The following is a 26,512-nucleotide window of genomic DNA, read 5'->3' on the forward strand; positions in this document are numbered from 1 at the left end:
TGTCACGGACGGTGCTTGAGAGAACTGCCGGTTCTTGACCGGCTATCTAGGTCAGAGACTCGCGAACAAATATGCCTAGGTTGCGCTCTAGGCTTTTTCTAAAGGACAGGTTTTGCAGATTGACAATGAAGGGATGAAATATCGTAAGCAGCAGATGCGGCGCCTACGTTGTACTTTACCATCGTTATCAACGTATCGAACGGGTTCAAATAATGGATTGAGCGAACCGTCCTCAAAGCGGCGTGTTGCAAGATAGTTTTGTCCGTCGCGGACGCCCTGATGCTCTGGTCTCAGCAACGCAGCGCTGCGCTCAACCACATTTTCAAGTATGTTTCCAGCATTGCTCCAAAGCACCTTGCGTGGCAGCCCACTGACATCAGACAGAACTGAAATGACTGGTCTCAGATGATCGTCGGCAAGAAATGAAAAGCGTTCTCTGGAGTTATTCGCCGCGTTTTGAATGCCCTTGGACGGCAAACCAAAGCGCATATTGCCGCCTTCGTCATCCAGAGCGATGCAGATATTTGAAAGATCGAGCCTTAGTTGCCAGTCAAATAAAATGGCGGCCGCAGCTGCTGGCAGAATAAGCCGGGAGAAATAGAGTTTAGACCATTGCGAAGCCACAGCGCGGGGCTCAGGCTCTTCATAGCGTTTAGCGAAACTTTTCAGAATTTTGTCTAAGCGATCCTGATTAAAGATCTGAAGTGCGGGTTCAAAATCCGTTGTCGCTTCGCTGATCAGGAAGAAATTGGCAGCCAGTTCTTCGAGTGGCCCTGTAAAGTGATCTCCGAAAATTCTGATCATCGCCGCGCTACCGCCACGCAGAAAAATAAGCCGCCAATAAAGGTAGCGATCAACCCGGCCGGTATTTCCCATGGAAACGCGATATATCTGCCGATCCAGTCAGCGAGTACGAGAATTAACGCCCCGATCAGCGATGAACCGATCAGAAATGGTATGGGGCGCTGATTTCCGGTTAGTCGAGCGAGATGAGGTGCCAGCAAACCGATGAAACTGACTGGCCCGACAATGAGAACGGAAGTCCCTGTCAGTAGCCCGGTCAGAAGAATGACGAGCAGGCGGGCCCGCCTTAAACTCAACCCGAGCGAGCGGGAAACTTGCTGCCCTAATGGTAAAATCGCCATCCATCGCTGGAGCAACAATGCAACGCACAGGCCAGTGACACAGATTACTGATGCGATTACAGCATCGGACATGCGAACGGAATAAAGCGACCCGGACATCCACCCCATTAGCCGGGTTAGCCTCATATCGCCCAGAAAAATGACAATCGACATAAAAGAACCTGATAGTGCGGTGACCGCAATACCAGTCATCAACAGTCTTTCCGGCGCAAAGCCTGACCGTGCTGTCAAGCGCAATGAGAGAGAGAGGAAAAAAATGCTACCCAAGGCTGCAATCAAAATGCTCTGCGTTCGTCCAAGCGGAGGCAGAAAGAGAACAATTGGGATCATAAGAAGGGCGGCTCCGGATGATATGCCCAGCAATTCTGGGCTTGCCATCGGATTGCCGGTCATCCTTTGCATAAGACATCCCGCTATTGCGAGCATCGCTCCTGTCGCCGCGGCAGCTATTATACGCGCAGCCCGCCATTCAAAATAACTTGCCCATTCGCTGGCGATAAGAAGATGCCAGCCCCCCTCAGAACGCGTCATCACAAGGACAAAGAGCGTCAAAGCCATCAATGCAAACAGGAGCAAGAGGAGAAAGAACGGCGTCTGGCGTTTGTAGGATGCTCCGTCAGTTAGCGAGGCGGTCTGCGTCCCCAGCGACCGGGCTTTTCGCAGGATAATCAGGAGAAGTGGCGCACCAAGAATAGCCGTTAGGCTTCCGGCCGGAACATCCAAAGCTGGCAGGAGAAACAGTAACAATTGATCGGTTGTCAGCAATAAGCCCCCCGCAATCAGCGGAGCTGCAATCAACTGGTCTTTCAATCGCCTTGCTCCAGCAAAGCGGGCTATTGCAGCGCCCCCAAGGCCGATAAAGGCAATGACGCCGCAGGTAGATATGACAATCGCAGCACCTGTTACGGCAGCGACCAGCGTCACAGTGCGCACGAGTACAGGTTTTGAGCCGAGACTGGTTGCCACGGTCTCGTTGACGCCCATTGCTGTCAGAGGTCGCAATAACATAAATGCGACTAAACTAAGCGCCAGAGTTGCAATAAGAAGCAACTGCGTTCCGTTCCAGTTGTTCTGAGATAGTGACCCTGATTGCCAGACGATGAGTTCACCCAGATCTTCAAAATGCGCAATCAACAGCATCGTAGTCACGGCTTCAAAACAGAGCGAAAGCACCATGCCGTAAAGCACGATTCTGAGCGGAGCGAATTGCTGGGTTTTCGCGAGGAATAAAATGACTGTCAGCGCAATGCCGCTGCCAATAAGCGAGGGAAGAATAAAGCCGGAATTCGCTGCCGCAGGGAACCAGAGAACAGTGACAGCAACAGCAACGCGTGATGCAGAAAAGATACCCAAAGTGCCGGGCTCGGCAAGCGGGTTGGAAAGTACCTGCTGCAAAAGCGTTGTGCAGAGACCTAATAAAATTCCTGCCAGAACTGCTACGCTCACGCGTGGGAGATAGCTATAATAAACGAGCATATCCGTAAGACTGGTTGTATCAGGCGCAAATATCGCTCCGGTACTGGCAGGCCATATATCGCTTTGGTGTAGGTTAAGCATAAAAAGACACAGCCCCAGGCCAATCAGAGCAGCTCCAAGGGCAACGCTTATATTGCGGGGCTGATCTTTTTGGATCATCGCGGGTGTTGTGGCGTCAGACATTGGAAAGCCCTTCGCACATTTGCTCCGCCAGTCGTTCAGCGGAACGCACGCCTCCATTGGGATAAATGACCGGCATACGCACAATGCGGCCCGCTTGCACCGCCGGAAACGCGTTCCAGATAGGATTATGAGTGAGCCTGTCTAAAGCCGCGTCGGTTTCTGCACCTCTGTCAAAGTGGATAATGACTGCGTCAGAGTTCTCTGCAAGGCGGTTAAGCGCAACAGATGTAACGCCCGATGCATTCACACGACCCTCAAATGCATTCCGCAACGAAAGGCGCTTTAACATGTCACCGATCAGGCCATTGCCACCGAACATCGCCACATTCCGCCCATCGCGATTGAACCGGCACACATAGACAGCGCGATCAAAACCCGAAAGCGCGCGCGACGCTGTTTCAATCCCACGTTCGCAATTGTTGATCATGGTGTCTGCAACAGCGAGGCGATCTGTTTGCATGGCGAGACGGCGGAGAAGTATCTGAACATGTTCAACCGCAGGCGTTTTGCCTGCGAAGACCGGATAGGCTGTTACCGGAGCAATTTTCCTCAGCACTTCAAGCGATGAGGCCTGCCAGTCGGCCATCAAAATATGATCGGGTTTAAGTGAGAGCATGTATTCAATATTAGGCTCATTTAACGGCCCAAGATCGGCAACAGTGATATCAAGCGCAGGGTCACCGACGAGGCGCTGATAAAGAGGCACGTTGGCCGTCGCGATTGGCTGCAGACCAAGCGTTACGAGTAATTCAGTAAGCAGCAGATCCATGCTGACGATGCGTGACATAGGCGGCATGCCGCCTGTTTGACCAGCTTGCCCGGACGGGATCGTAAACGCCAAAGGAGCGGCAAGAGCCGCCCCCAGTATGCCTCGACGCGTGATGCTTCTGTTGGTTACCATTTATATCCGACGGTAGCGGTCACGGTAAGAGGTTCGCCATAGCGGCATCCATCCTGAGCAACGCAGGTGTAATATTTTTTATCAAAAAGATTACGTGCATTGATCGTCAGAGAAGTTCCCTCAAGCTCGTTCTTGAAAGCGCCCAGATCGAAACGAAGCATCGCATCGACCATCGTGTAGGCTGGAACGTCCTGTTCCATGTCTGGCAGGTTGGTCTTTCCGACATAACGAAGACCCGCTCCGACATTGACGCCCTTAACACCGACCTTGTCGAGATCGTAATCGGCCCAGATCGAGAAACTATGGCGTGGAACCAGCGCAACCTGTTCGCCGATTTCGTAAGGCTTGGCGCTTTGTTCGATCGTTGCATCGGTAAATGTATAGGCGGCAATCAGACCAAGATCGCCAACCTGTCCCCGCGCTTCCAGTTCAAGGCCACGCGATTGGACTTTACCCTGCTGAAATGCGTCGCCAAATGCATTGTAGGTCACGACATTCTTTTGCGTGAGATCGAACACTGCCGCGCTTAGCATAAGGTCAGTTCCATCGGGCTGATAACGAAAACCAGCCTCGTATTGCAGTCCCTTGTTTGGCTCCAGCGCATCGCCATTCACATCCGCACCAATCTGCGGATCAAACGACTGACTGACACTGACATAAGGTGCGATGCCATTGTCAAACACATAGACGAGGCCAGCGCGCCCGGTGAACGCGCTGTTCTTCTGGTCTGTAACCTTGCCATTCTGATATGTTGTTGTTGTGCTTTCTGACCAGTCATGACGGCCGCCAAGCAACAAGGTCCAATGCTCATCGAATTTGATCTGATCCTGCAGATAAAGTCCGTATTGGTTGCCGATCGCTTTCTGACCACGATTAACCGCATAGCTCACGGCAGGGCTGCCGGTATATTGGCCGGTTTCAAGATCAAGTACGCTATAACCAGTGCCTCTGTAGCGGTTTGAATCGTAGGACCTGCGATAATAATCAAAACCACCGATAATCCTGTGTTCAATCGCACCTGTATTGAAAGCATATTCGAGTGAAGTATCCGAGGTGGCACCATAGGATGTTTCATAGCGTTCACTGGCAAGCCGTGTAAGCTTCCCGTTACTCGATGGTGCCAGATTGCCAAACATGTAGTTCCACTCAACATCAGAGTGGAAATAGCGATTGTTGCTGCGCAGCTTCACGCCGTTTTCAAACTGGTGTTCGAACAATCCGCCAACCGTATACATATCGACATTATATTTATCGAAGCCTTCAATCCCCAAAAAGCGGTCACGCGGGATTGTCCCCTGGCTGACATCTTCATAGCGTAGCGGCGTAGCGAAACCCGTTTTGATACGCTGATAGCTTCCGAGCACAGTGAATGACGTTGCCTCATCCGGTTTCCAGGTAAGAGCTGGTGCGATGTAAAACTTATCATCAGGCGTATTATCAACCCAGTTGTCCGCGTCGCGGAAAAGTCCCGTCAGACGATAGGTCAGACTGCTATCACCGGTAACTGGGCCGCCAAAATCAGCAGAGACCTGCTTGCGGTTATAGCTGCCATATTCGACATTCACTTCGTGCAATGGTTTATCAGTCGGGCGCTTAGAAACGCCATTGACCACCCCGCCCGGCGAAAGCTGACCATAAAGCACGGAAGACGCGCCGCGCAGAACTTCCACACGTTCCAGGCCATAGGGCTCCTGTCCACCGTCATAAACATTTGATTGCAGTTTCATACCGTCGCGCAAAGTTCCGCTATTACCAGATGCAACATTGAAACCGCGAATAGTCAGATCATCCACCAAGCGGCTGAATGAGCCTGATTGGGCGGATACACCCGGGGTGTAGCTCAGCGTCTGAGCGATCGATGTTGCTTTCTGATCACGTACCTGGTCAGCTGTTACTACAGTGACTGATTGTGGTGTTTCAATCAGCGGTGTGTCCATCTTTGTTGCAGATGAGGAACCGACTGCGAGATAACCATCAATGGGACCAAATGCACTTTGCCCCGCGCTTCCTTCAACCGTAATTGTATTAAGCAACACGGAGCCATCGGGTGCAACTCCGACCGCATTGGCAGATTGCTGCGCTGATATCGTAACGGTATTGCCACGCAGACTATATGTGAGACCAGAGCCGGAAAGAATGTGGTTCAGTGCTTCTGGACGTGTCAGCGAACCTTGCGCACCGCCAGAGTTTTTGCCACGTACAATGCTTGCATCAAAGAACAGTTGAACACCGGTTTGGTTGGAATATTGAACCAGCGCTTTGGACAATGGCTGTGCCGCAATATCAAATGATGTGCGCTGGACCTGACCATTTGGAGTGGTTTGCGCCCACACGACGTCCGGCGCAAATACCGTAATGCCAACCAATGCGCTGGCCGCAAGCAAATGCAGAGAGAACCCGGTTCTAAGACGAGCCTTAGAACTCTGGTGATGACGGCTCCGCATTCCGCTCCTAATATCGACGTGCATAAGGCTGATTTCCCGATGTCTGACGCCCTGCCAATGCAGGATTTTCCGATTACTTCTTGGCTGCAACGCAGCCCCTTACAGAACCAGACACCTCGGAAAGGCGATCTAATGATCGCAATTGTAAAAATTTTGATTTTTTTCGCTTATTATCGCCGCGTAATCACCGTGACCCAGCCGGCGGCGTTCAGAACCCTGATAGGCAGGGTTTCAGCGATGGTTGTAAGCGCCGCTTCAGCGTCACGCGTATCGAAAATAGCCGTTACAGGTATATTGCCGATTTCTGTGTCAGTGAGGAAGATACTGCCCCGACGATAGCGTTCAAGCTCTTTGAGTACCCGCTCAAGCGGAACATCTTCAAAGATAACCCTGTCGTTGCGCCACGCTTCCACTATCTGCCGATCGGCGCGCTGAGGAAGGGGTGCTTCCTCAGCCCCATAAGTCATTTGCCAGCCCTCATTTAGCCGCAGCGGGTCAATCTGGCCGAAAGCTACTGAAACAGCATGCTCGAGAACAGACACAGTCACTGCCTGATCTGTCAGTTTGACGTCAAAAGCAGTTCCGAGCGCGGTTATAGTGCCGCCACCCGCACTGACCACAAAGGCACGCGAGTGGTCAGAGGCGACCTGAAAGAATGCCTGTCCTTCATGAAGCACGAGATTACGGCGATCATCCGCAAAATCGACCGACAAAGCGGAATAGCTGCCGAGTTCGACTGTGCTTCCATCGGCAAGTTTGAAACTTTGGCGTTCACCAACATCTGTTCGATAGGTCGCAAACAAGCCACGGCGCGACATGATAAAAGCACCGGGAAGGAGAACAAGTGCTGCGAGGCCGCCCAGCACAACGCCACGCCGATCAACGCGTTTCGGATGGCGAAGGCGATCATACTCAGGTTTAACAGTATCAAAGCGTTGCCACAGTTTTTGTGCGCGCTCATAGGCCAATCGATGCGCGGGATCAGACGCGATCCAGACTGAAAACGCATGCCGATCATCCGCGTTGACGGTTTTATCCTGCAAAAGGACAAACCATTCCAGCGCTTTCATGTAAACCGGATCGGTTTCAAACTCCTTCATGCGCGTCCTGATGTTTCCGCTGATAACTATTCCGAAAGCTGTCTGTCGAGTTCAGCTAAGGCTGACACGATCTGGGTTATAACCGTATTTCGGGAAATGCCCATACGCTCGGCGACTTCATCGTAGCTCAAGCCTTCGATCCGGTTGAGAATAAAGGCTTCGCGCCTGCGGGGCGGAAGCTGCGCAATCGAGTGTAAAAGACGATGCAGCTCACTGCGGTAAAGCACAGTCATTTCGGGGGATGGACTGGTATCGGCGAGGTGCTCTGGCTCATCGACAGCAATCTCGACATCTGACCTACGCCGGGTATTGCGCAAATGATTAAGTGCCAGATTACGCGCTGTTCGTTTTAAATAAGCTGGCCCGGGCGCCTTCTCTGTATCGTCATATCTCGAGAGCAGGTTCAGGAACGCTTGTTGAACGACATCTTCGGCTGTGGCGGTGTTTCCGACAATACGGCGCACAAAAGCTCGCAGATTAATCTGCTCACTTTCATAGAGTTCTGTCAGATCCCACAATCGGGAAGTCATTCTTAAGCGCACTCCGGATAAGATACTTTGGGCATCTGCGAACAGACAGAACCCTGCTCACGCCTTAAAGGTTTAAAAAATATCGCGCAATCGCAGTGATTTAGAAGAATTCCAGGCTGACAGATAAAATATGTCTAAATTACTCATCTTTTTCTTGTCAAAACAGGGGCTTCGACGGGTAAGATCGCTTCTTTGCTTGTTTGAAACTGAAAGACATCTCAAATCTTTATCCTAAAGATGTGCCTGAAATGTCACATTTACACTCGTTAGTATTACCGTGAATTACTATTAAATCGAACCAAAAAGACCGGGTCGAAATCGTCATCGATAAGTAATAATGACGAACAGATACCGACCGAGGTCTATGGCCAATGACTTTTTAGACGGCCATTCAGGGTCACACAGAATTTGATCTTCAGTGAAGTTGCATATTCGCGTTTAAGACAACGAAGCTCGGTTATTTGTAGTCTTGATCAGCACCAGGAATCTTGACTGGTCATCAATGTTTTCACCCAGTTGAGTAACTAAACAATAGAGTTCAAAATCCGTGAAACGCCATATCGAGCGCGGATACGATCTCGTCATGTGAAACAGAAAGGTTTGTGACTGGGTTCTTTAATATGGACACCGGAATTGCGGACATAAACTGTGTAACCAACACATGCTCGTCTCCCTCAATCTCGAAGCTCGGATTGAGCCGTTTCGCCGGGATGGGCGCCATCTCTTCAATAATGAGGGGGACGACAATACGTGTTTTCAGTTCATCTAGTAGATCAGCCTGTACGTCGAGCACATAGCCGCCACCCGGATTTGCGTAAACGTCATATCTCGCCATTAGAATTGACGATAGCGTTCAAGAGGTAAGCCATTTGCTTCGACGTAAGCATTAGAACTTTGTATCGCTGAACGATTATCTTCTTTCCAAAGTAATGACTTCGCAGCAGCGAGTGCCTGTGCAATTCCACTTTCGGCTGCACGTGAAATATTTATCTTATGTCGGCGCGCTTCGGAAAGAAGCTCACTATCGATTGAAAGATTGGTTGCGCGCTTGAATGTCCGGGCAGGTTCCGGTTGTGGCATAAGACGTGCTCCTTTGAGCTATAATTATATGCGCATATTTATGTGCATTCAACCGATATCTCTGTAACGCGTAAGCAGAGAATGTATGCGAATTAGCCGTATTTATATGTATGGTCACTGTCTCACATCGTATCAACCCGCACACGATATAGGAACAACCAACGGATTCGGTCGGGAGCGAGATACGCGAAACTCCGACTGGTTATCAAATAATGGGTTTGGTTTTGACTGGCTTTGTTTGTAAGAAGCTTAGCTCAGTCGACCTCTAAAATTTTCCATTAATGAATTTTACTTTTTATCATGTCGGCTATTTTCTCAGCGATCATGATGGTGGGCATGTTTGTGTTGGCACAAGGTATTGCAGGCATGAGGGACGCATCACAAACACGAAGTCCATCAATGCCGTGAACTTTGCCGCTCGCGTTGGTGACGGAAAGTGAATCATCTGCCGTGCCCATGCGGCATGTGCCTGAAGGGTGCCATGTACCGCCAACATGCTGACGCACAAAGCTGGTGAGTTCTGAATCATCTTCCAAGAGCGATTTAATACTCACACCGGATGTAATAGCAGTATGAATGAGTGCTGTTCGTAACGGCCCTGCCGCATCAAGCATGGCTGAGAGAGTGCCACGTTGAAATGCATTCCATGTTCCGGGCGTGGCAACTTTTGCCACCCGAGGCGTATAGCTTGAGGGGAAAACCGTACCAGCAAACTCGCGCATATTTTGATCAGATAAGACTGTGGCGCCTTTTCGGACAGCATCCTTCAAACGCGTCAGATCGCGTTCATCGCTCAACATACGGAAATCGACATCTGGTTCTGCGTATTCATCAGGTGATGAGAGCGAAACGGCTCCACGCGAATAGGATTTGTTGACCCAGAAGAACAAACTGCCGATACGATTGCCGACCGAATGCCAGCCAGAGCGTGCAAGAATTGCAGCATGCATATCACCGGATGGCGCGCCGGGGAGGTCAGATGAGTAGCGCCAGATCGCTTGCTCATGGTGTTCAAGTGCATCCCGGTTGCGTGCCGCTGGTGGCAAATAAGCTGCGACCGCGATGGAAGGATGCTCCATCAGATTTTGGCCTAGGCCTGCAAGGGCATGGATAACAGGAATTTCAAGGCTTTGAAGGTGCTGACCGGGGCCGATACCAGAGCGCATCAACAGCGCTGGTGAATGTATTGCACCTGACGAAACGATGACTTCATGCGCGTAAAGTTTAATATCATCAGTGTTTTGGGTATTGCTTCTGATAATAGCGCCGGTAGCTTTTTTTCCGTCAAACGTGATCTTTACGGCTGTAAAGCCGGTCATGATTTTAAGATTGGGGCGCTTGCGAACCTCGTCGGTGAGATAGGCGACAGAAGTGGGCAGCCGCTGCCCCTTATCACTGACGGCGATAGCCCCGCGATAGGTCCCATCGCGCCATTGGCCATTCTGATCCTCACCAATCGGCCAGCCATTTTTATCTATTGTGTGCATCACCCGATCAACGAATGGCGATATGCTTTTATTGTCGATACGACGGATCGAAATCGGTCCATCAAGCCCATGCAGAGGCCCAGAAAAATCTCGATCTGCTTCAATTTCACGAAAATAGGGAAGACAGTTTTCCCATTTCCACCCTTGCGCGCCGAGCGTCTCCCATTCGTCATAATCGGTGGGTGCACCGCGATTGGCCATCAACGCATTGATGGCTGAACCACCGCCGAGAATTTTTGCCTGTTCATAGCGGCGTGAGGCTCGCTTATCGCCATTATGACCAAAGCCACCCATACGGGCTTTTAGTTTCGCCCAGATATTGTTTGTGTCAAGATAGGCTCGCCCTGGATAACGGCTGCGAATGGCATCGGGCATGTCGGATGCGCTGATGTCGCGGCCTGCCTCAACAAGTATCACGCGGCGATTGGGATCTTCCGACAGACGAGCAGCCAGAACGCAACCCGCCGAACCGCCGCCAAGTATGAGATGATCGGCAATCATGCGGCGGCATGCTCCTTACGCTGTCGACCGCTACTCAGGGCCGCGAGCATGACGACGATAAAGGACACGGCGGTCAGGAGAGAACTGATCGACGCAATGGTTGGATCAATTTCGTCACGAAGTGCTGTGAACATGCGCTTTGTCAGTGTCTGATATTGTCCACCGGAAATAAACAGCGACACTACTGTCTCATCAATTGCGGAAATGAATGCGAACAAAAGACCAGAGATAACGCTCGGTTTGATTTGTGGCAACGTGACCGCAAAGAAGGCCCGAAAACGGTTCATACCGAGGCTACGTGCAACCATCTCCTGTGTTGGATCGAATTTGCGCAAGCCGACCAAAACTGACGTGACTACATAAGGAAGGCCGAGCATCACATTGGCGAGGATGAGGCCTGAAAGTGTTGCCAGCAATCCGACCTTCGCAAAGACAAAGAACACGCCGACAGCAGTGATAACGATGGGCACAACAAGCGGCAGTAACAAGACCACCTGCATGCTGCGGACAAGCCGGGAGGATGTCAGATTGAGCGCGTAAGCGGCGGCAGTGCCGATGATCGTGGAAAGAATCGCACTCGCTATTGCAACAATCAGGCTAACTTTGGTTGCCTGCATCCATGCACTGCTGGCCAGATAAGCTTCATACCAGCGGAATGACCAGCTTGGCGGAGGAAACGTCAAAAAACGTGCGCCGGAAAAAGACATCGGTACGATGATGAGGATCGGAATGATCAGCCAGATCAGGATGAGCGATACGACAGTGATGAGGATTGCGCGGGAAACTGACATGATCTTACTTCGTCCCCATAATGCGTTCAAACGGGATCACCATGCTGGTCAAACGGAAGATCATGAACACACAAATCAGCAGAACAACACTGATTGATGATGCAGCCCCCCACTCGTGATAGACCTCGATGTTGCGCGAAACGAGCATGGAAACCATATAGGTCCGCCCGCCGCCAAGCAGTTCCGGTGTGATGTAAAAACCCAGTGTAAGCACGAACACCAGCACCATGCCCGCAATCATTCCCGGCAGGGATAGAGGCAGAAAAACACGCGTGAAAACATAAAACGGTGTGCCGCCGAGGCTTGATCCTGCCATTGAAAGCTCACGCGGGATTTTCTGCATGGTTGCGTAAAGCGGTAACACCATGAACGGCAACAGAATATGGATTGTAGCGATAACAGTACCGAACTCATTATTCACCAATGGTAGCGGCGCATCGATCAAGCCCATTGATTTGAGTGCCGAGTTGACCAGCCCTGTTCGTTGCAACAGGATCAGCCATGCATAAGCACGCACGAGCACGCTGGTCCAGAACGGTAGGATGACCATCGCCAGAATGACGATGCTCCATTTATGCGGGACGGTTGCAGCGAGATAAGCAATCGGATAGCCAAGCAAAAGGGCCGCTATTGTGACGATAAATGCAATCTTGAAGGTTTGCAGAAATGTCATCCAATAGACGTTGTCGGTCAGAAAACGCTGATAGTGAACAGCGGTAAAGCCACCATCTTGCCAGATGGATTGCCAGGCAAGCCAGCCAAGCGGCACAATCAGCAGAGCGGTGACGACTGCCAATGCGGGCGCCAGAAGAAACAGCATCAGCCGCATTTCTTTGCGTCGGTAGAGTTCACTCGGATTTAGGGCCAGACTGCTCATTAAGATCACCGTGACATGCTGTATCGCTCAACTGCGAAAAACGCGCACACCAGAACTGCATGCGCGCTTGCTGATGTTATTTCTGGATAAATTCAGCCCAACGCTTCTGAGCTTCTTCACCTGCTGGCGAACTCCACCATTCATCGGAAACGAGAACCTGTTTGGCTGCATTATCTGGTGAACTTGGCATTTCGGTTGCGCGTTCAGGTGAGATCTTACCTGTCTTATAAGCAGCAGGGTTTGCCGGGCCATAATCGATATAGGCTGGGAAGTTCGCCTGAATTTCAGGGTCCAGCGCTGCGTTGATGAACTTCACGCCAGTTTCAAGATTGGGAGCGCCTTTCAGAATGCAAAGCGACGTATATTGCAGGAAACCCTGATTGAAGGTGTAACCAATCGGCAGACCTTCTTTCACCACAGCGGAAACGCGACCGTTCCACGCCATTGTCATATCCACTTCGCCATCGGCCAGAAGCTGCGCCGATTGTGCGCCGGACGTCCACCAGACGGTAACAAACGGCTTTATTTCCTCAAGCTTTTTAAAAGCGCGATCGACATCAAGCGGGTAAAGCTTATCCATTGGAACGCCATCTGCAATCAGAGCGGCTTCAAGTGTTGCCAGCGGGTGATTGCGCAAGGCGCGGGTGCCGGGGAATTTCTTAACGTCCCAGAAGTCTACCCATGTCTTTGGTGCATTATCGCCAAACTTGTCTTTATTATAAGCAAGTACGCTGGAATAAAATTCATAAGCGACCGAATATGGCGACTTATATTCAGCTGGCATGTCCTTGACGTTCGGCAGCTTGGAGAAATCGAGCTTTTCGATCATGCCTTGCTCGCCGCCGCGAATGCAGTCTTTTGCTGGCGTATCAATAACATCCCAAACCGGTTTTCCGGTTTCAGTCTGCGTTTTGATCACAGGCCATGCATCTGGTGAACTATCCTGATTGATCGTGATGCCAAGCTTTTCCGCAACTGGATCCAGAATAGCTTTGGTCTGTGCTTCCTGATAGGCGCCGCCTTGTGAAACAAAGGTGATCTGTTCAGCAGATGCTTGACTGATACCAGTGACAAAAGCCACTGAGGACAGGAGGACTGCGAGAGTTGGTATGCGCATGTTCGTTCTCCTCTGTGTGGACCTTCCGGGTCCATTCTTGTCTACCGGCTTGATTAAGCAGCTGCTCCGGCGCACAGCTTCGATCTCCCTCAACGTCCGATGGCGTCGAGAAACTGATACCAGCCTGCAACCACACGAACGGCTGGTGCGCGCAGACCATAAAAAGGGATTTGTTTGAGCGGGAGTTGCGTGAGCAGACCCAGATCAACCTTGTTGCCAGCCACAAGCTCAGCCACATGCTTGCCAATATATGACGACATGGCGACACCCGTTCCGTTATAACCTAGCGCGTAGACAATCCGGTCATCGATACGTCCGACATGGGGAAGACTATCGAGTGTCATAGCAACAAGGCCTGACCAGCGATGTGTGACCTGAACGGATTGAAGTTCAGGAAACTGTTTGACCATCGCTTTGTGCAAGGCGGCAAATGCTGCTTCGGAATCCGTTTTGCCAAACGCGCCGCGTCCGCCATAAATAAGTCGGTCGCCGGACTTGCGAAACCAGCGCATCATGCGCCGGGTTTCGGTATAGCTTCTCCCGTTTTTAAGAAGGCTTTCGCCTGCTGTGCCAGTGAGTGGTTGCGTTGCAATCATTGCCGAGCGGAATGGGATGATTGCCTTTCGCACAGGTGCGGTGGCTTTAGTCAGATCAGAATAAGAGTTGGTTGCGATGACAACCGTCTTTGCACGAATGGCAGCATTTTGTGTTTCGACAATAACGCCGTTTGTTTCCCGTTTGATGCCTATTACAGGTGTATTTTCAAATATTGTGATGCCTTCGGCCTGCACACCGCATGCCAATCCCAAGACAAAATTGAGTGGATGAATAATGCCGCCGTGGGTGTTGAGCATGCCGCCAAGAAAGTCATTTGACCCCGTCTCTTCTGCCACTTTCGAAGCGGATTGTATCGAACAAGCCGTGTCGCCGAGTGCTTCATTCAGCCAGGCGCATTCCGCTTTGATTGCATCAAGCGAGACCTGATTATGGGCGCACCGGAGAGAGCCTGTGGCGTGATAATTTGCATCTTTGATAGCGTAATCGCGGACCAGTTCGCCGACATGTTCTACCGCTTCAATGCTGATATCGTGCATAAGCCGGGCGACATCGATGCCGAAGCGGCTGGCAATATCGCGATATGCCAGCCGGAATTTAGCAGAGACGACGCCACCATTGCGTCCACTCGCGCCCCATCCGATACGGCTTGCTTCCAGCACGATCACTGACAGGCCTTTGCGTGCCAAGTATCGTGCTGTTGAAAGGCCGGTATAGCCACCTCCGATGATCGCGACATCATATTGGCTTCCGCCTGCAATCGCTGAAAATTGCGGGCGCTCAACGGCTGTTGCTTGCCATAGGGATTTGATGTCATCGAAGGGTGGGCGTGTCGTCATGGTGGGGTGACGCTCCGATCTATGCTGCGTTTGCGACTGAAGCTGAAAGGAGTTCAGCGTCAATTGCGTCTGCAAGCTGCTTCAATGTCGAAAAGTGGAAGTCAGGCTTTGTTACGCCCTTGGGTGTCGGCGTACCGCCAAAGCCGGTTTGTCCCTGACGGCGCTCGATCCAGCAGGTTGTGTAGCCCAGCTCTTTTGCTATGCCGATATCGTGGTATTGGCTCTGAGCTACGTGCAGGATTTCTGATGGTTTGAAGCCAAACGCTGATTGACGGCCTTTGTTGTAAGCAAAGAAACTCGGATTTGGTTTTGCATATCCGGTTTCATCGCAGGTCACGCTGTCATGGAATGGGTTTTCGAGTGTTTCCGAATAGGCTGAGAACGTAGTGCGGTCAGCATTGGTCATGGCGACGAGACGGAAGTTTTTGCGCAGACGCTTCAGTGCTGCAATGGAATCTTCAAAAGCGGGGTGATGCAGAATGGCGAACTGGAACAAGTCTGCGGAAGCCTGATCGTTGTTGATACCGAGTTCCGTTGCCATGTGAAGGTAAACATCCTTCATCGCCGACGAAGAACGACCGTAAAATTTATCGCGCCCGCGAATGTATGGGCCGAAGATTTCATCGTCGCTCAGCTTGGCAGCCTTTTCGCCGCCGACTTTGCGGGTTGCATTCAAAACGCCACTTTCAAAGTCGATCAAAGTGCCCACGACGTCAAAGGTCATCACTTTAAAATCTGTGATCTTCATTGCTGTTTTCCTCGTAATACTTATGCGTGATCGTTAGTTGGTTTGTGGCACAATCACCGTGTCTTCCGGGTGAAGTGCAATTTCGATTTCTTCGCCGGGGGCGCGCAGTTGCGCACGACCTGCGTGATTGGTCGGCAGACGGAAACTTAATTTTTCGCCAGAGGGTAGCTGCATGAAAACGCGGATGCTTTCGCCCTGATAAAGTGCGTCAATAACGGTGCCACGCAGACGATTTACATGGTCGCTTCCGGGCTGGTCGTTGACAGTCAGCTTTTCGGAATGGAGTGCGAGATAGAGTTTTTCGCCTTGCGGAATCGGGTAAGCTGAGCGCAGCGTCGTGCCTGCAAGGCTGACACTATTGTCACCATTTCTAGTGACGGGTAGAAGCGTAGCTTCACCGATGAAGCTGGCGACGAACGAATTTATTGGCCGGTCGTGCAGCATTTCCGGCGTGTCGATCTGCACGATTTTGCCCTTGTTCATGATCGCAACGCGGTCACTCATGGTAAGAGCTTCGCGCTGGTCATGCGTGACATAAACAATCGTTGCACCAAGCTTGCGATGCAGCTGTTTGAGCTCAATCTGCATGTTTTCACGCAGCTGCTTGTCGAGCGCTGAAAGCGGCTCATCCATCAAAATGAGGCGCGGCTCAAAGATCATTGCGCGGGCAAGAGCGACACGCTGTCGTTGGCCACCTGACAATTCGTCAATCTTGCGGCCTTCAAGTCCTGTCAGTTCAACCATTGCCAGTGCATCGCGCAGTTTTTCTGGCCACTCCGATTTTGGCATCCGGCGTGCACGCAATGGAAATGTGATATTGTCGGCGACGTTCATGTGTGGAAACAGGGCATAGTTCTGAAAGACGATGCCAATGTCGCGTTTGTGCGGTGGCTCCAATGTAATATCGCGATCACCCAACCATATGGAACCGGATGTGGGCTGAACAAATCCGCCAAGAATGCCAAGAAATGTTGTTTTACCGGAACCGGATGGCCCCAGAATTGAGACGAATTCACCGGGCGCAACATCAAGACTGACTGAATCAAGTGCGCAGAAAGCTCCATAGGTCTTCGTCGCGGAACGGACGGAAACTCCAACACTTGACGATTTTTTGGTTTCAGTCATTTGATTCCACTAAATATTTTATCGACTGATCAAATATTGGTCAGGGTCGATCTGCTGCATTCAATGGAAGAGCTAAACATTAGTTTTGCGCATAACTGCTTTGGCACTGAGCGCTTACAAATGCTTTGTTCCCCTGACGATAATGAAGGATATTCTCCTTTCTTGATTAGTAGGAGAACAAATAACTGCGACGGGCGCAATTGAAAAAAGCTTGAGACGATGTTACAAAATGTAATGACGATTTTGCGACGCGCTCTTCCTTCGATGAATGGCCTTTTCACATTGGAGGCAGCAGCACGGCATGGAAATTTTTCCAAAGCAGCTCAGGAGCTGAACGTGACGCCAGCCGCTATCAGTCGTATGATCGGGCGACTTGAAGAGCATCTGGATGTACAGCTTTTCATTCGCACGACGAGCGGTGCCACACTGACCGAGTACGGTAAGATTCTACATGATGCGATTGACCGGGGCTTCGCTGGCATTGAACAGGCATTAAGAGAAATCAGCGACCGAAAACAGGGCGTTCAAACGGTTACGCTCTCGCTTTCAACCGGGTTTACGACGCATTGGGTGATGCCGCGCATGGCGGCTTTTAAGAAGACTTTTCCCGGCGTTGATCTGCGGTTCGAATTAATTATGGGGCCGCTGGCTGGCCCAGTGAATGACGTTGATCTCGGTATGAGATTTGTAGAAGGTGGTGATGATAATCATGAAGCCACTTTCGTTATGCCCGAAATACTCGTGCCGATTTGTAGCCCGACCTATCAAAGAGAGTATGATGAAGCGACTTCGGTTCTGGATCAGCCCGCGACAACGCTTATTAATCTGAGTGAGGCGCAGCCTAACTGGCCGGATTTTTTCCTACCCGCGCGCGGTCGGGCAGCTCACGATGAAATGCTGTTCTCTGACTATGCTATTGTTGTTCAGGCCGCATTGCTGGGGCAGGGGGTGGCGATTGGCTGGTTAAATGTCGTTGCGCATTGGCTTCGGACAAACGCTTTAATCCCAGCTCAAAATCGGCTATTACCAACGCGTCGCAAATGTCATCTCGTGCGTCTGCGGGGCAAGCCTGTTCGTCCCATTGTGGCGCAGGTTCGTGACTGGCTTATCACAGAATTGATGGATGATATCAGTGCTATCACAGCAATGTATCCGTCGCTGGGGCTCGAAGAGACCTTACAGTCTGGGGTATAACTGAATATAAACAGAAACTAAAAAGAAGTGATTGTTATTAAACAGCATAAGACTATTTTAGTGCCACCTCTTTTTCGATCACTTATGCTTAGAATGCTTCAGGCGCGCTCAATGTCAGTGTGCACAAAATCATTGCCTTTAAAGAGGAGCGGCAAATGATTGGCAGTGGCACAGGCATAGGCAAAACAATCACCAAAATTAAGCTGTGCTGGGTGAGCAACAAAGCGGCCATATTCAGAAGCCGCAGCAATAGCGACCTTTTGCAGAGATCCGTTGATGGGCAGCTCTTTCGCGCCGATGATACTCAGAAACTCTGTCACATCGGTTTGTGATTGTTCAATCATGGCAAGCGGCGTCGGTGAGTTTGCGCCATTGTGCGAAACGGATTCTTTGCGCGCGATAGTAATGACAGCTTCAAAAATCGATAGCGCTGAGACATAAATCGGCTTCTTACTGGCTTCGATCTTAGCAAGAAAATATCCGCCGTCTTCCTCGCCAGTCAGAATGGCAACAATAGCTGATGCATCCAGAAACATTACGAGCCCCACATATCATCAGCAAATTTCTTGGGGTCGAAATCTGTTTGATTTTGGCCCATTCTGGCTTTTATGCGCAGAGTAATTTGGTCTACTCTGTCCTTCAGAGGAACGGTTTTGCTGCTACGTGCCAACTCGTGCATCAGCGCACGACGCACAGCTTCCGTTTTATTGGGTGCTTTGGTTATATTCATGACCTTGATAGCCAGGGCATCAACTTCATCGTCGCGAATATAGAGGGGCATTGGTCCTCATGTATATCTATTGGTGTATATCCAGATATATTATATCGTATATCCCGCAATGACAATGCCTGTTTCCACTATTGATAATTTATGTTTTGAGGATTTTGACAGGCGGCTGATGATTATACTGACATTCATCGCTGCTTTGAACCTGTCTGCGCTGCACAGTGCCTTAGCTCAATCAACCGACAACAATACGATAGCCAGAAACCTTTTGTTTGGCGGCGCATTAATTGGTGGCACGGTGCTGACCATTGATGCGCTCAAACACAAGCACCATAAACATCATCACCAGGATCAGCCACCCATGATCCCGCTGGCTCCGGGTGCGGTTATATTTCGTCATCAAATCAACCTTCCATCGGGGACGGTGTTGCGCCAGATAGACGAGGGCTACTTCTATCACCAAGGGTATCTGAGTATAATCCGTACAAGTGGATCTGGACTTCAAACGGACACTGGCGGGCGTGTTGTATGCCCGCCTTAGTTTGAAGAAGCCCGCATCATGGTTTCTGCACTACGCATAGCGTTTCGCATAAAGCCTGTCGTTATGGACCCCATAAATTCATCATTCGCAACTCTTGTGACTTCATGCGTAAACAGGTCATGATTAAGGTGGCGCGCACAATGGCGTAAAAGCGGCCGATCGACTGGGATCAGGCGTGATAGCCGTCAAAGTCTGGTATCTCCGTGTCCCGAAAGCTGTTGCGCTTGATCTCGCGATAGATCGTCGAGCAATGACGAACCATTGGTCGCGCTATGTCGCCGAGAGAGACTTTAAGCTGTTTAAGTTCGGAAAGACGACACCGTTCGGACAAAGTGATCTGTGAATAGCAATTTGACATCCAATTTCCTCCATGGCTAACCACATGAACTCATTGGCATGTTGCATGCTTATGATAGAATGCACCCCCAACGCAACCGGCCATTAACCACCGGAAATAGCGTTGTCGCCTGACACTGCTGCCGTTGATATGTCATCAGCTTTTTGAAGATTTTTAGCTAATACTGCCAGGATCGCAGCACTTCCTGCCAGAAATATACTTGAAATCATAAGTAGATGGCTCGACGAGATGCCCGTTGACAGTGCCAAACCCGCTGCCCACAAGGCGAAAATAGACGCGAGCCTTCCACCACTTTTTGCATTCGCCAAATACTGTCTAAAATGTGGGCCCCGTAAACGACCTAATATGACCTCAGACAGAAGCGGAATGGAGACACCGTACGCAAGTCCAATAACAGCCACTACGATTGCGATGGCCCATGAGTTCCCTAGTATGGAAAGAATGAGTAGCCCTATCGCATTGAAAAAAAGAAACCACGTTACTCCGGTGGGGAGCCTGCTAATGGTTTCCATACGCAAAAATCCAGTCAGCACAGCTATTTGAACAATAAAAAATGCACCATAAAGGATACTGGAATATATGGGTCCATAATAATTTGGGTCAATTGCGATCAACACGAAAGCCACAGATCCTTGCGATAGGTTCACCAAAACACTAAAAACGACATACCACTTTCCCCATGCGTCACTGTCGTACAATGCTCCGTTTGACGTGTTAGTAGCATCGCTTTTCTTTTGTGCTGGTTTTTCAAACTCATCTTGCACCAATGCAACGACAAAGGGATAGACCAGACCGAGAAAGGCAGTCAGGGTAATGAGTGAAACCCAAAACATCCCATGGTTCGAAGCTACCAGATACGCCGCAACGACAGGCGTTACACTCTGGAAACCGCGGCCAAGAAAATTACCAAATGCAGTTGCCGAGCTAAACTGCGTGGCATATATATCCTTGGCAATTAAAGGAGCATCGCTCGTCAAAACTTGATCAAAACACAAGACCGTCAAAAGGAATACATATGAGAATATCACGTATGTTTCGTCCTGCAAGACAACATAAAGGGTTGTCAGAACCGATACAATCAATAGCGATCTTGTTACATACTGTATTTTTATAATATTACCTCTTGAAAATCCCTTTAACAACTTCGCGACGATTGGTGAAACTACAATGGTTATCACAAACGGAAGCGCAAATATTACAGAAGATAAGAGTGGACTTTCATTCCGTAATGTCGAGATACCAATAATCGTTGTTATCAGCATTCCGAGGGATGCTGGATAGAAGGCACTAAACAGAAATACAATGGAACTTAGGTTCATAGGAATGGACTCCTGATCTCCGATAAATTCCGCGTTACATCTAGTGCATCATCAGAAAATGCACGAACAAGAATTATATTTTCTTTCGAATATAAGTATGAATAATAGCAATTCGGAATTGTAGTTTCATTAAACTCATGGTCAAATGAACATTTAGTGAGTTGTTTGTCATATATTGATCTGCAATAGCTTTCATCAAAAAGAAATCTATGCCTGTTGCTGATTTTCGTACTATCAGCCATATCGGTTTGGTCTGCCCCCTGAAAAGGGATCCTTCATGAAGTATGGCTTATGAGCTGGAAAAGCTACTGTGAGGTCATGCTGAAGCGCGACTTTTCGGTTTGAGTTTACGCAAAACGATGTCTGTTTGCGAAGAGTTTCTGCCGAAAGACTTCTGCAGGTGTTTTGTACCCTAAACATTTGCGCGGCGTATTGTTGAGGCGATGACAGATGAATGCGAGGTCTCGATCACTGAGGGTAAGTGGATCAAGGTCTCGGGGTAGCCAATGTCTTGTGCGTCTGTTGGTGTTTTCAACGGTGCCTTTCTGCCAGGGTGATTGCGGATCACAGAACCAGATTTGCGACCCTATCCCATTCTGCAGATAAGCCCATTCTGTGAACTCAGTACCACGATCAAACGTAATCGATCGGCGGGCCATTTGGGGCAGGGGCTGGAGTGCTCTAATCACACCTTCCATCAACGGCTTTGATTGACGATCATTATTGCGCAACAAAACCGTGAAGCGGCTCACGCGCTCGACCAGAGACGTTACATTGGCGTTGCCAAACCTCTTGCGAAACTGGATAGTGTCGCCTTCCCAATGACCGAACTGCTTGCGCCTAGAAACCATGTCTGGACGATAAAGGATGCTCAGTTCCGGTGGAAAGCGGCGTCCATGATGACGTCGGGCATGACGTGGACGTCGTTTGGCACGACGTTCGGGCAGATGTTTCCAAAGCTCTTCTTTTCGACCGTCGGTGGAATACACAAACTGATAGATTGTTTCATGACTGACAGAGATGGGATGCCGCTCCAGCCGCATTCTCCCGGCAATCTGTTGCGGTGACCATCCATCGCTGATGTGATCGATCACGGACTTCCGGAGCTCATCATACCGGATGAGCTTGCGTTGCTTCGAACGCCGCTCGCGGCATTTCTGGTCAGCAATCGTGCAGTAATAACCGTTTAAATCCTTGATCTCATCATCGGTAAACTGATTGCGCTTAAGTTCACGAAAAATGGTCGAGCGGTGCCTTCCAAGTCTCTCAGCAATAACGTCAACGGAAAGCTTTGCAATACGCCAGCGCGCTATTTTGCGGCGTTCATCCAGATCAATATGCGAATAGGTGCGGTCCATGACAGGTTCCTTGCATTCGATAACTCATTGTTATCATTTGCAAGTCGCACTTCAAACTAGAACCCACCCCCGTTATATTTGTTAGTCGCATAAGATAGGTTATGGAACTTAATTTGAGATTTTGGATCTACCTTAAGACAGCCACTGCTGATTATTGAACCATTCATCAAGCTGCAGTCGAGCATGCTCTTCCTTCAGGCCATAACGATCCTGAATTTTTACATTCAATGCGTCGCGGTCGCCACCAGCCTGCTCCAAGTCATCTTCTGTCAAATGGCCCCACCGCTCTTGAACTTTAAATTTCATACGATGCCAATCATCCTCAATATGTTTCCAGTCCATTCAAGACTCTCCAGATTAAATCGAGGTGGTGGTTAGTTGCGACTAGGATACTATTGTATGAATATACTATTGGACATCAGACGTGCCGAACAGCTTAAGCCGCGACCAAACGCCTGACTGCAAGTTCGGACTCATGCTCACGCGCTTTCGCCAATTCATAGCGTGCCTGCATGCGCATCAACGTTTCTGCTTTCACACCAAAGGCATTTTCGAAGCGAATAGCCATGTCTGCAGTTAAAGCATAGCGTCCGTTCAGAAGGCCACTAATAGCCTGCCTGCTAACACCAAAGGCTTCCGCTAGATCACCTATCTTAATTCCGTGACCTTCTACGATTTCAGATTTAAGCCATTCACCAGCATGAATTGCAAAAGAAGAATGAATTTTTATAGCCATCAGTGATAATCCTCCAGGTCCAAACCGATTCATTTCTCTTATGTCAGGCAAGCCCCTCTTTCGCAAAGCGGTCGTCGTGACATTTGATGAGACACGTTCTGTTATTGCGCTCTTTCTTTCGCAACTTTGTACACATCACCTTTATCGCGCTTACCAACCGCGATCACCAAAACCGTAACTTTCTCGTCATCCACTCTATAAACCAAGCGATATCCAAGCTGGCGAAGCTTAATTTTGTAGTGATCTTTCATGCCATGAAGGGCCGCACTTGGCATGCGCGGAGAGATAAGGCGTTCACGAAGCTTTTTCTTGAACTGTTCCTTGATGCTGGATCCGAGCTTATCCCACTCTTTGCGTGCCGATGGTATGATCTCGAGCTTAAAGGTCATCGAGATTTACCGGCGCACCTTTTTCCGTTACGCGCTGGATAACAATTTCTGAAAGGTACAAGTCGTCTAATCTCTCGAGCATTTCCTCGTAGATTTCTGCCGGGACCATATATGCCATGATCCGGTTATGGTTTAGCACAGCTACAGTCTCGCCCTGCGCCTGCTCCATCACGGCCGAGGGGCTTTTTTTGAGATCAGATACGCTTACAGCGACGTTCGCTTCCACACGCTGCATAATTAACTCCAGTGAAATAAATAACACTATTTTCAGTACCATATTCGATACGTAAATAATTTGCAATTATCAAAATATCGGTTGAACTTATCGTAAGGTCCCGCTGAAGACATAAGCCTTCAATCCAGGTTTCAACATATGGCAAAACCCCACCTTTTCCATATATTTTGATTGAATTGGCATAACGGAAATAATTTCGTCCGTCGTCAAGGTTATTGCGGTATTTGATGTCTATGAATGAGCAGGCCACGTCGTATAGAAATCACCGCTTTTCAATCTCAATCGTAGCGCGTGCAATCTGGCTATATTTTCAGTTCAATCTCAGCCTGCGTGAAGTTGAAAAAATGATGCTTAAGCGCGGCGTTGATCAAGATGGATATGAACGCGATGAGATAGTTCAAGCCCGCCGCAACGCCAAGGCAGCCAAGCGTTTACTGGTTCGGTTTTTGAAGAAACAAGGTTGTGCACCTAAACGTATCGTCATCGATAAGCTGCGATCCTATAGCGCAGCCAGACGCCAAGTAATTCCTCAATTCGATCATCGCTCAAACAAAGGACTGAATCTAAGAAGTCTTTGTTTTGACTGGTGTATAGCCTCTCTTGAGTTTTTGACGATGCTATCGATCAAGAATTATATATGCATCTAGTGCGTTATCGAATGACTGGTACTTTGATTGCCCAACACATCCAATTCGCCCCCAATTGCGTGATAGAATCCAGATACCAAAAAAATCGACCTGAATAGACAAGCCATAGAAACGAGCCATAATTTGAGATGGATAGCGGCGTTGCAGATCAATCTGCCATGAGTTTAGTGTGTTCATACGAAGGAATGTGATTCATCCCCTCGCTAATATCCAATGAATGTTTTGAATCAATTGAGCAAGATTGATTCAAATTAGTGGTGTATTTGGAGTTCCAACATGAGAAAATAATCTGATGATAAGAACACCAAATTCAACACACTCGCAATAACAGCTTGGTCTGATTGGCATCAATAAACGTCGCGCAGATAGCGCTTTTCACGACGCAGGCCAGCGACATAATCGGTGGCTTTATCTGCACTCATATTGCCATGTGTCGCGATGATTTCCGTCAGTGCCGTATCAACATCACGCGCCATACGGCTTGCGTCACCACAGACATAGAAAGACGCCCCCTCCTCCAGCCATGAGAACAGCGCCTTGCCATTCTCTTTCATGCGGGTCTGGACATAGATTTTCGCGTCCTGATCGCGTGAAAAAGCCAGATCAAGCCGGGTCAGCAGACCGTCTCTGCTCATATCGCTCAGCTCGTCCTCATAGATGAAATCATTGGCCCTGTGCTGATCGCCAAAGAATAGCCAGTTGCGGCCCTTTGCATCACGCGCGCGCCGCTCCTGCAAAAAGGCACGGAACGGCGCAATGCCGGTGCCCGGTCCAACCATAATCATCGGCGCGTCATTGTTCGATGGCACACGAAACGCCTTATTCTGTGACACGAAAACGCCAGCCGTGGCATCGCTTGCCATGCGATCGGCAAGATAGGTTGAGCAAACACCACCGCGATCGCGGCCATCGGCATGATAGCGCACGCTTGCTACCGTCAGATGCACATGCGTGCCTGCTGCATGCGGACTGGACGAAATGGAATAGGCACGGTGCTGCAATGGCTTCATCAAAGCGACAAGCTCGGCGGGCGATATTGCCACCCCCTGATTGAGCATCAGCAGATCGTAAATATCCTTGCCCCATAGATAGGCGTCGAGCGCCTCCTTATCGCCATTGCGCAGAACAAAGCTCAGCTCGTCATTGCCCGCACAGCGTTCAATTTCAGCAATGAGATCACGAGACGGCGTTGAAATTTCGAAGCTGCTCAACAAAGCCGCGCCAAGGGTCGTGTCGCCCAGCGGCGTCTCCGCATCGGCACCAAGACGTTTGATCAGCAGATCGACCAGCGCCGGATCATTGACCGGAACAACGCCCAGCGCGTCACCCGCTTCATAGTTGAGGCCGCTATCCGCCAAATCAAATTCGTAATGGCGGATTTCCTTGGACGAAGCCGAACCCGACAAAAGCCGGTTGACCGCTAGCCGCGACGCAAACGGGTTCTTGCGGTTCCAGCTTGAGGCTGCACGCGGTACTGCGACCTCCGTTGCCGCTTGTAGTGCGGCCTCGGACTGATCGCCGGTTGAGGCCAGCGGCAGCGTATCATTGAGCCAGCTTGCAGCTGCATCTTCAAAATCAATGTCGCAATCAAGCCGTGCGGCAAGACGCGTTGCACCAAGCTGCTCGAGACGCATATCGATCAGCTTGCCCGCCTGACAGAATCCATCATAGCTGGTGTCGCCCAAGGCAAGCACGGCGAAATTGAGGTTCTCAAGACGGGGTGCATCCGACGATGACAAAGCATCCCAGAAAAGCTGCGCATTGTCTGGCATTTCACCCTCGCCATAAGTCGAGGTGATGATGACCGCACGTTTCACATCGGCAAGCTTCGCCATGTCCATATCATCAAGGCCGAGCACTTCAGGCGCAAATCCGAGACCACGCGCCGCGGCGGCGGCGTCACTTGCTACCATTTCGGCATTGCCGGTCTGTGTGCCAAACAGGATATGCAGAGGCGTCACAGACTTTGTAGCCGATGATATAGCAACTGCACTGGTCTCACCGGCAATTGCAAGGCGTGAATGCAGACCAGCCAGAAAGCCGGACAGCCATGCGCGCTGATCGGTGCTGAAGGGGGCATCTTCCGGGATATATGGGAGTTTCATGATC

28 protein-coding genes and 1 pseudogene are annotated in these 26,512 nt (G+C 50.0%); 3 read left to right on the forward strand and 26 right to left on the reverse strand.

Annotation, left to right across the window (positions count from 1 at the left end):
- Positions 1-87 precede the first annotated feature (87 nt).
- The 15 genes from fhuF to WH356_RS19990 all read right to left on the reverse strand — a co-directional run bounded on the left by fhuF (position 88) and on the right by WH356_RS19990 (position 16,899).
- Positions 88-804 carry a siderophore-iron reductase FhuF gene (gene fhuF / locus WH356_RS19920; protein WP_339513930.1) on the reverse strand — a complete coding sequence of 239 codons (717 nt, stop codon included), beginning with the start codon at positions 802-804 and terminating at the stop codon, positions 88-90.
- Positions 801-2,804 (reverse strand): Fe(3+)-hydroxamate ABC transporter permease FhuB, encoded by a 2,004-nt coding sequence (fhuB, locus tag WH356_RS19925; protein WP_339513932.1) that lies wholly within the window; start codon positions 2,802-2,804, stop codon positions 801-803. The genes fhuF and fhuB overlap by 4 nt, the downstream gene beginning before the upstream one ends.
- On the reverse strand, positions 2,797-3,705 hold the full coding sequence (locus WH356_RS19930) for an ABC transporter substrate-binding protein (protein WP_339513934.1): 909 nt from the start codon (positions 3,703-3,705) through the stop codon (positions 2,797-2,799). The genes fhuB and WH356_RS19930 overlap by 8 nt, the downstream gene beginning before the upstream one ends.
- Complete coding sequence (locus tag WH356_RS19935) at positions 3,699-6,173, reverse strand: TonB-dependent siderophore receptor (protein WP_339513936.1); 2,475 nt, start codon at positions 6,171-6,173, stop codon at positions 3,699-3,701. The genes WH356_RS19930 and WH356_RS19935 overlap by 7 nt, the downstream gene beginning before the upstream one ends.
- Positions 6,174-6,319: 146 nt before the next feature.
- Positions 6,320-7,249, reverse strand: coding sequence for a FecR family protein (locus tag WH356_RS19940; protein ID WP_339513938.1), 930 nt, complete (start codon positions 7,247-7,249; stop codon positions 6,320-6,322).
- Positions 7,250-7,275: 26 nt separating this feature from the next.
- Complete coding sequence (locus WH356_RS19945) at positions 7,276-7,779, reverse strand: RNA polymerase sigma factor (protein WP_339513940.1); 504 nt, start codon at positions 7,777-7,779, stop codon at positions 7,276-7,278.
- A 538-nt stretch (positions 7,780-8,317) separates the two neighbouring features.
- On the reverse strand, positions 8,318-8,614 hold the full coding sequence (locus tag WH356_RS19950; protein ID WP_339513942.1) for a CcdB family protein: 297 nt from the start codon (positions 8,612-8,614) through the stop codon (positions 8,318-8,320).
- On the reverse strand, positions 8,614-8,859 hold the full coding sequence (locus tag WH356_RS19955; protein WP_310014295.1) for a type II toxin-antitoxin system CcdA family antitoxin: 246 nt from the start codon (positions 8,857-8,859) through the stop codon (positions 8,614-8,616). Before WH356_RS19955 ends, WH356_RS19950 begins: the two co-directional genes overlap by 1 nt.
- Before the next feature lie 278 nt (positions 8,860-9,137).
- The gene (locus tag WH356_RS19960; RefSeq protein ID WP_339513944.1) at positions 9,138-10,847 is read right to left on the reverse strand and encodes a GMC family oxidoreductase; all 1,710 of its coding nucleotides are present in this window, start codon (positions 10,845-10,847) and stop codon (positions 9,138-9,140) included.
- Positions 10,844-11,638 (reverse strand): ABC transporter permease, encoded by a 795-nt coding sequence (locus WH356_RS19965; protein ID WP_339513946.1) that lies wholly within the window; start codon positions 11,636-11,638, stop codon positions 10,844-10,846. The genes WH356_RS19960 and WH356_RS19965 overlap by 4 nt, the downstream gene beginning before the upstream one ends.
- A 4-nt stretch (positions 11,639-11,642) precedes the next feature.
- Complete coding sequence (locus WH356_RS19970; RefSeq protein WP_339513948.1) at positions 11,643-12,515, reverse strand: ABC transporter permease; 873 nt, start codon at positions 12,513-12,515, stop codon at positions 11,643-11,645.
- Positions 12,516-12,591: 76 nt separating this feature from the next.
- A complete protein-coding gene (locus tag WH356_RS19975; protein WP_339513950.1) occupies positions 12,592-13,632 on the reverse strand; it encodes an ABC transporter substrate-binding protein in 1,041 nt (346 codons plus the stop codon).
- A gap of 89 nt (positions 13,633-13,721) precedes the next feature.
- A complete protein-coding gene (locus tag WH356_RS19980; RefSeq protein ID WP_339513952.1) occupies positions 13,722-15,026 on the reverse strand; it encodes an NAD(P)/FAD-dependent oxidoreductase in 1,305 nt (434 codons plus the stop codon).
- 19 nt (positions 15,027-15,045) lie between these two features.
- Complete coding sequence (locus WH356_RS19985) at positions 15,046-15,774, reverse strand: HAD-IA family hydrolase (RefSeq protein ID WP_339513954.1); 729 nt, start codon at positions 15,772-15,774, stop codon at positions 15,046-15,048.
- Positions 15,775-15,807: 33 nt separating this feature from the next.
- Positions 15,808-16,899, reverse strand: a complete 1,092-nt coding sequence (locus WH356_RS19990; RefSeq protein ID WP_339513956.1) for an ABC transporter ATP-binding protein — start codon at positions 16,897-16,899, stop codon at positions 15,808-15,810.
- Between the two features lie 234 nt (positions 16,900-17,133).
- On the opposite strand from WH356_RS19990, the gene WH356_RS19995 reads away from it, so the two are divergent.
- Positions 17,134-18,093: a LysR family transcriptional regulator gene (locus WH356_RS19995; protein ID WP_339513958.1), complete on the forward strand. Its 960-nt coding sequence runs from the start codon at positions 17,134-17,136 to the stop codon at positions 18,091-18,093.
- 98 nt (positions 18,094-18,191) lie between these two features.
- Here the strand turns inward: WH356_RS19995 and WH356_RS20000 are convergent, their stop codons facing one another.
- The gene (locus WH356_RS20000; RefSeq protein ID WP_339513960.1) at positions 18,192-18,629 is read right to left on the reverse strand and encodes a type II toxin-antitoxin system VapC family toxin; all 438 of its coding nucleotides are present in this window, start codon (positions 18,627-18,629) and stop codon (positions 18,192-18,194) included.
- Positions 18,629-18,874: a type II toxin-antitoxin system VapB family antitoxin gene (locus WH356_RS20005; RefSeq protein WP_339513962.1), complete on the reverse strand. Its 246-nt coding sequence runs from the start codon at positions 18,872-18,874 to the stop codon at positions 18,629-18,631. The genes WH356_RS20000 and WH356_RS20005 overlap by 1 nt, the downstream gene beginning before the upstream one ends.
- 64 nt (positions 18,875-18,938) lie before the next feature.
- Here WH356_RS20005 and WH356_RS20010 point away from each other — a divergent pair, with 64 nt between their 5' ends.
- The gene (locus WH356_RS20010; protein ID WP_339513964.1) at positions 18,939-19,361 is read left to right on the forward strand and encodes a hypothetical protein; all 423 of its coding nucleotides are present in this window, start codon (positions 18,939-18,941) and stop codon (positions 19,359-19,361) included.
- A 169-nt stretch (positions 19,362-19,530) separates the two neighbouring features.
- Here WH356_RS20010 and WH356_RS20015 read toward each other — a convergent pair whose 3' ends face one another.
- The 7 genes from WH356_RS20015 to WH356_RS20045 all read right to left on the reverse strand — a co-directional run bounded on the left by WH356_RS20015 (position 19,531) and on the right by WH356_RS20045 (position 23,756).
- Positions 19,531-19,719, reverse strand: coding sequence for a helix-turn-helix domain-containing protein (locus WH356_RS20015; RefSeq protein ID WP_339513966.1), 189 nt, complete (start codon positions 19,717-19,719; stop codon positions 19,531-19,533).
- Between the two features lie 83 nt (positions 19,720-19,802).
- The gene (locus WH356_RS20020) at positions 19,803-21,038 is read right to left on the reverse strand and encodes a hypothetical protein (RefSeq protein WP_339513968.1); all 1,236 of its coding nucleotides are present in this window, start codon (positions 21,036-21,038) and stop codon (positions 19,803-19,805) included.
- Positions 21,039-21,385: 347 nt separating this feature from the next.
- Positions 21,386-22,396 (reverse strand): IS30 family transposase, encoded by a 1,011-nt coding sequence (locus tag WH356_RS20025; RefSeq protein ID WP_339513970.1) that lies wholly within the window; start codon positions 22,394-22,396, stop codon positions 21,386-21,388.
- Positions 22,397-22,528: 132 nt separating this feature from the next.
- The gene (locus WH356_RS20030; RefSeq protein ID WP_339513972.1) at positions 22,529-22,738 is read right to left on the reverse strand and encodes a CsbD family protein; all 210 of its coding nucleotides are present in this window, start codon (positions 22,736-22,738) and stop codon (positions 22,529-22,531) included.
- Between the two features lie 94 nt (positions 22,739-22,832).
- The gene (locus tag WH356_RS20035) at positions 22,833-23,132 is read right to left on the reverse strand and encodes a HigA family addiction module antitoxin (protein ID WP_339513974.1); all 300 of its coding nucleotides are present in this window, start codon (positions 23,130-23,132) and stop codon (positions 22,833-22,835) included.
- Positions 23,133-23,233: 101 nt separating this feature from the next.
- Entirely contained in the window at positions 23,234-23,521 is a 288-nt protein-coding gene (locus WH356_RS20040) for a type II toxin-antitoxin system RelE family toxin (protein WP_339513976.1), read from the reverse strand.
- Complete coding sequence (locus WH356_RS20045; protein WP_339513978.1) at positions 23,511-23,756, reverse strand: type II toxin-antitoxin system Phd/YefM family antitoxin; 246 nt, start codon at positions 23,754-23,756, stop codon at positions 23,511-23,513. Before WH356_RS20045 ends, WH356_RS20040 begins: the two co-directional genes overlap by 11 nt.
- A 233-nt stretch (positions 23,757-23,989) precedes the next feature.
- On the opposite strand from WH356_RS20045, the pseudogene WH356_RS20050 reads away from it, so the two are divergent.
- Positions 23,990-24,328: pseudogene (locus tag WH356_RS20050) on the forward strand (DDE-type integrase/transposase/recombinase); the annotation flags it as partial.
- 45 nt (positions 24,329-24,373) lie between these two features.
- Here WH356_RS20050 and WH356_RS24125 read toward each other — a convergent pair.
- Entirely contained in the window at positions 24,374-24,580 is a 207-nt protein-coding gene (locus tag WH356_RS24125; RefSeq protein ID WP_445253703.1) for a WGR domain-containing protein, read from the reverse strand.
- Positions 24,581-24,750: 170 nt separating this feature from the next.
- Entirely contained in the window at positions 24,751-26,511 is a 1,761-nt protein-coding gene (locus WH356_RS20055) for a sulfite reductase subunit alpha (RefSeq protein ID WP_339513996.1), read from the reverse strand.
- Between the last annotated feature and the right edge of the window lies 1 nt (position 26,512).

Source organism: Ochrobactrum sp. MYb379, assembly GCF_037479515.1.
Classification (GTDB): Bacteria; Pseudomonadota; Alphaproteobacteria; order Rhizobiales; family Rhizobiaceae; genus Brucella.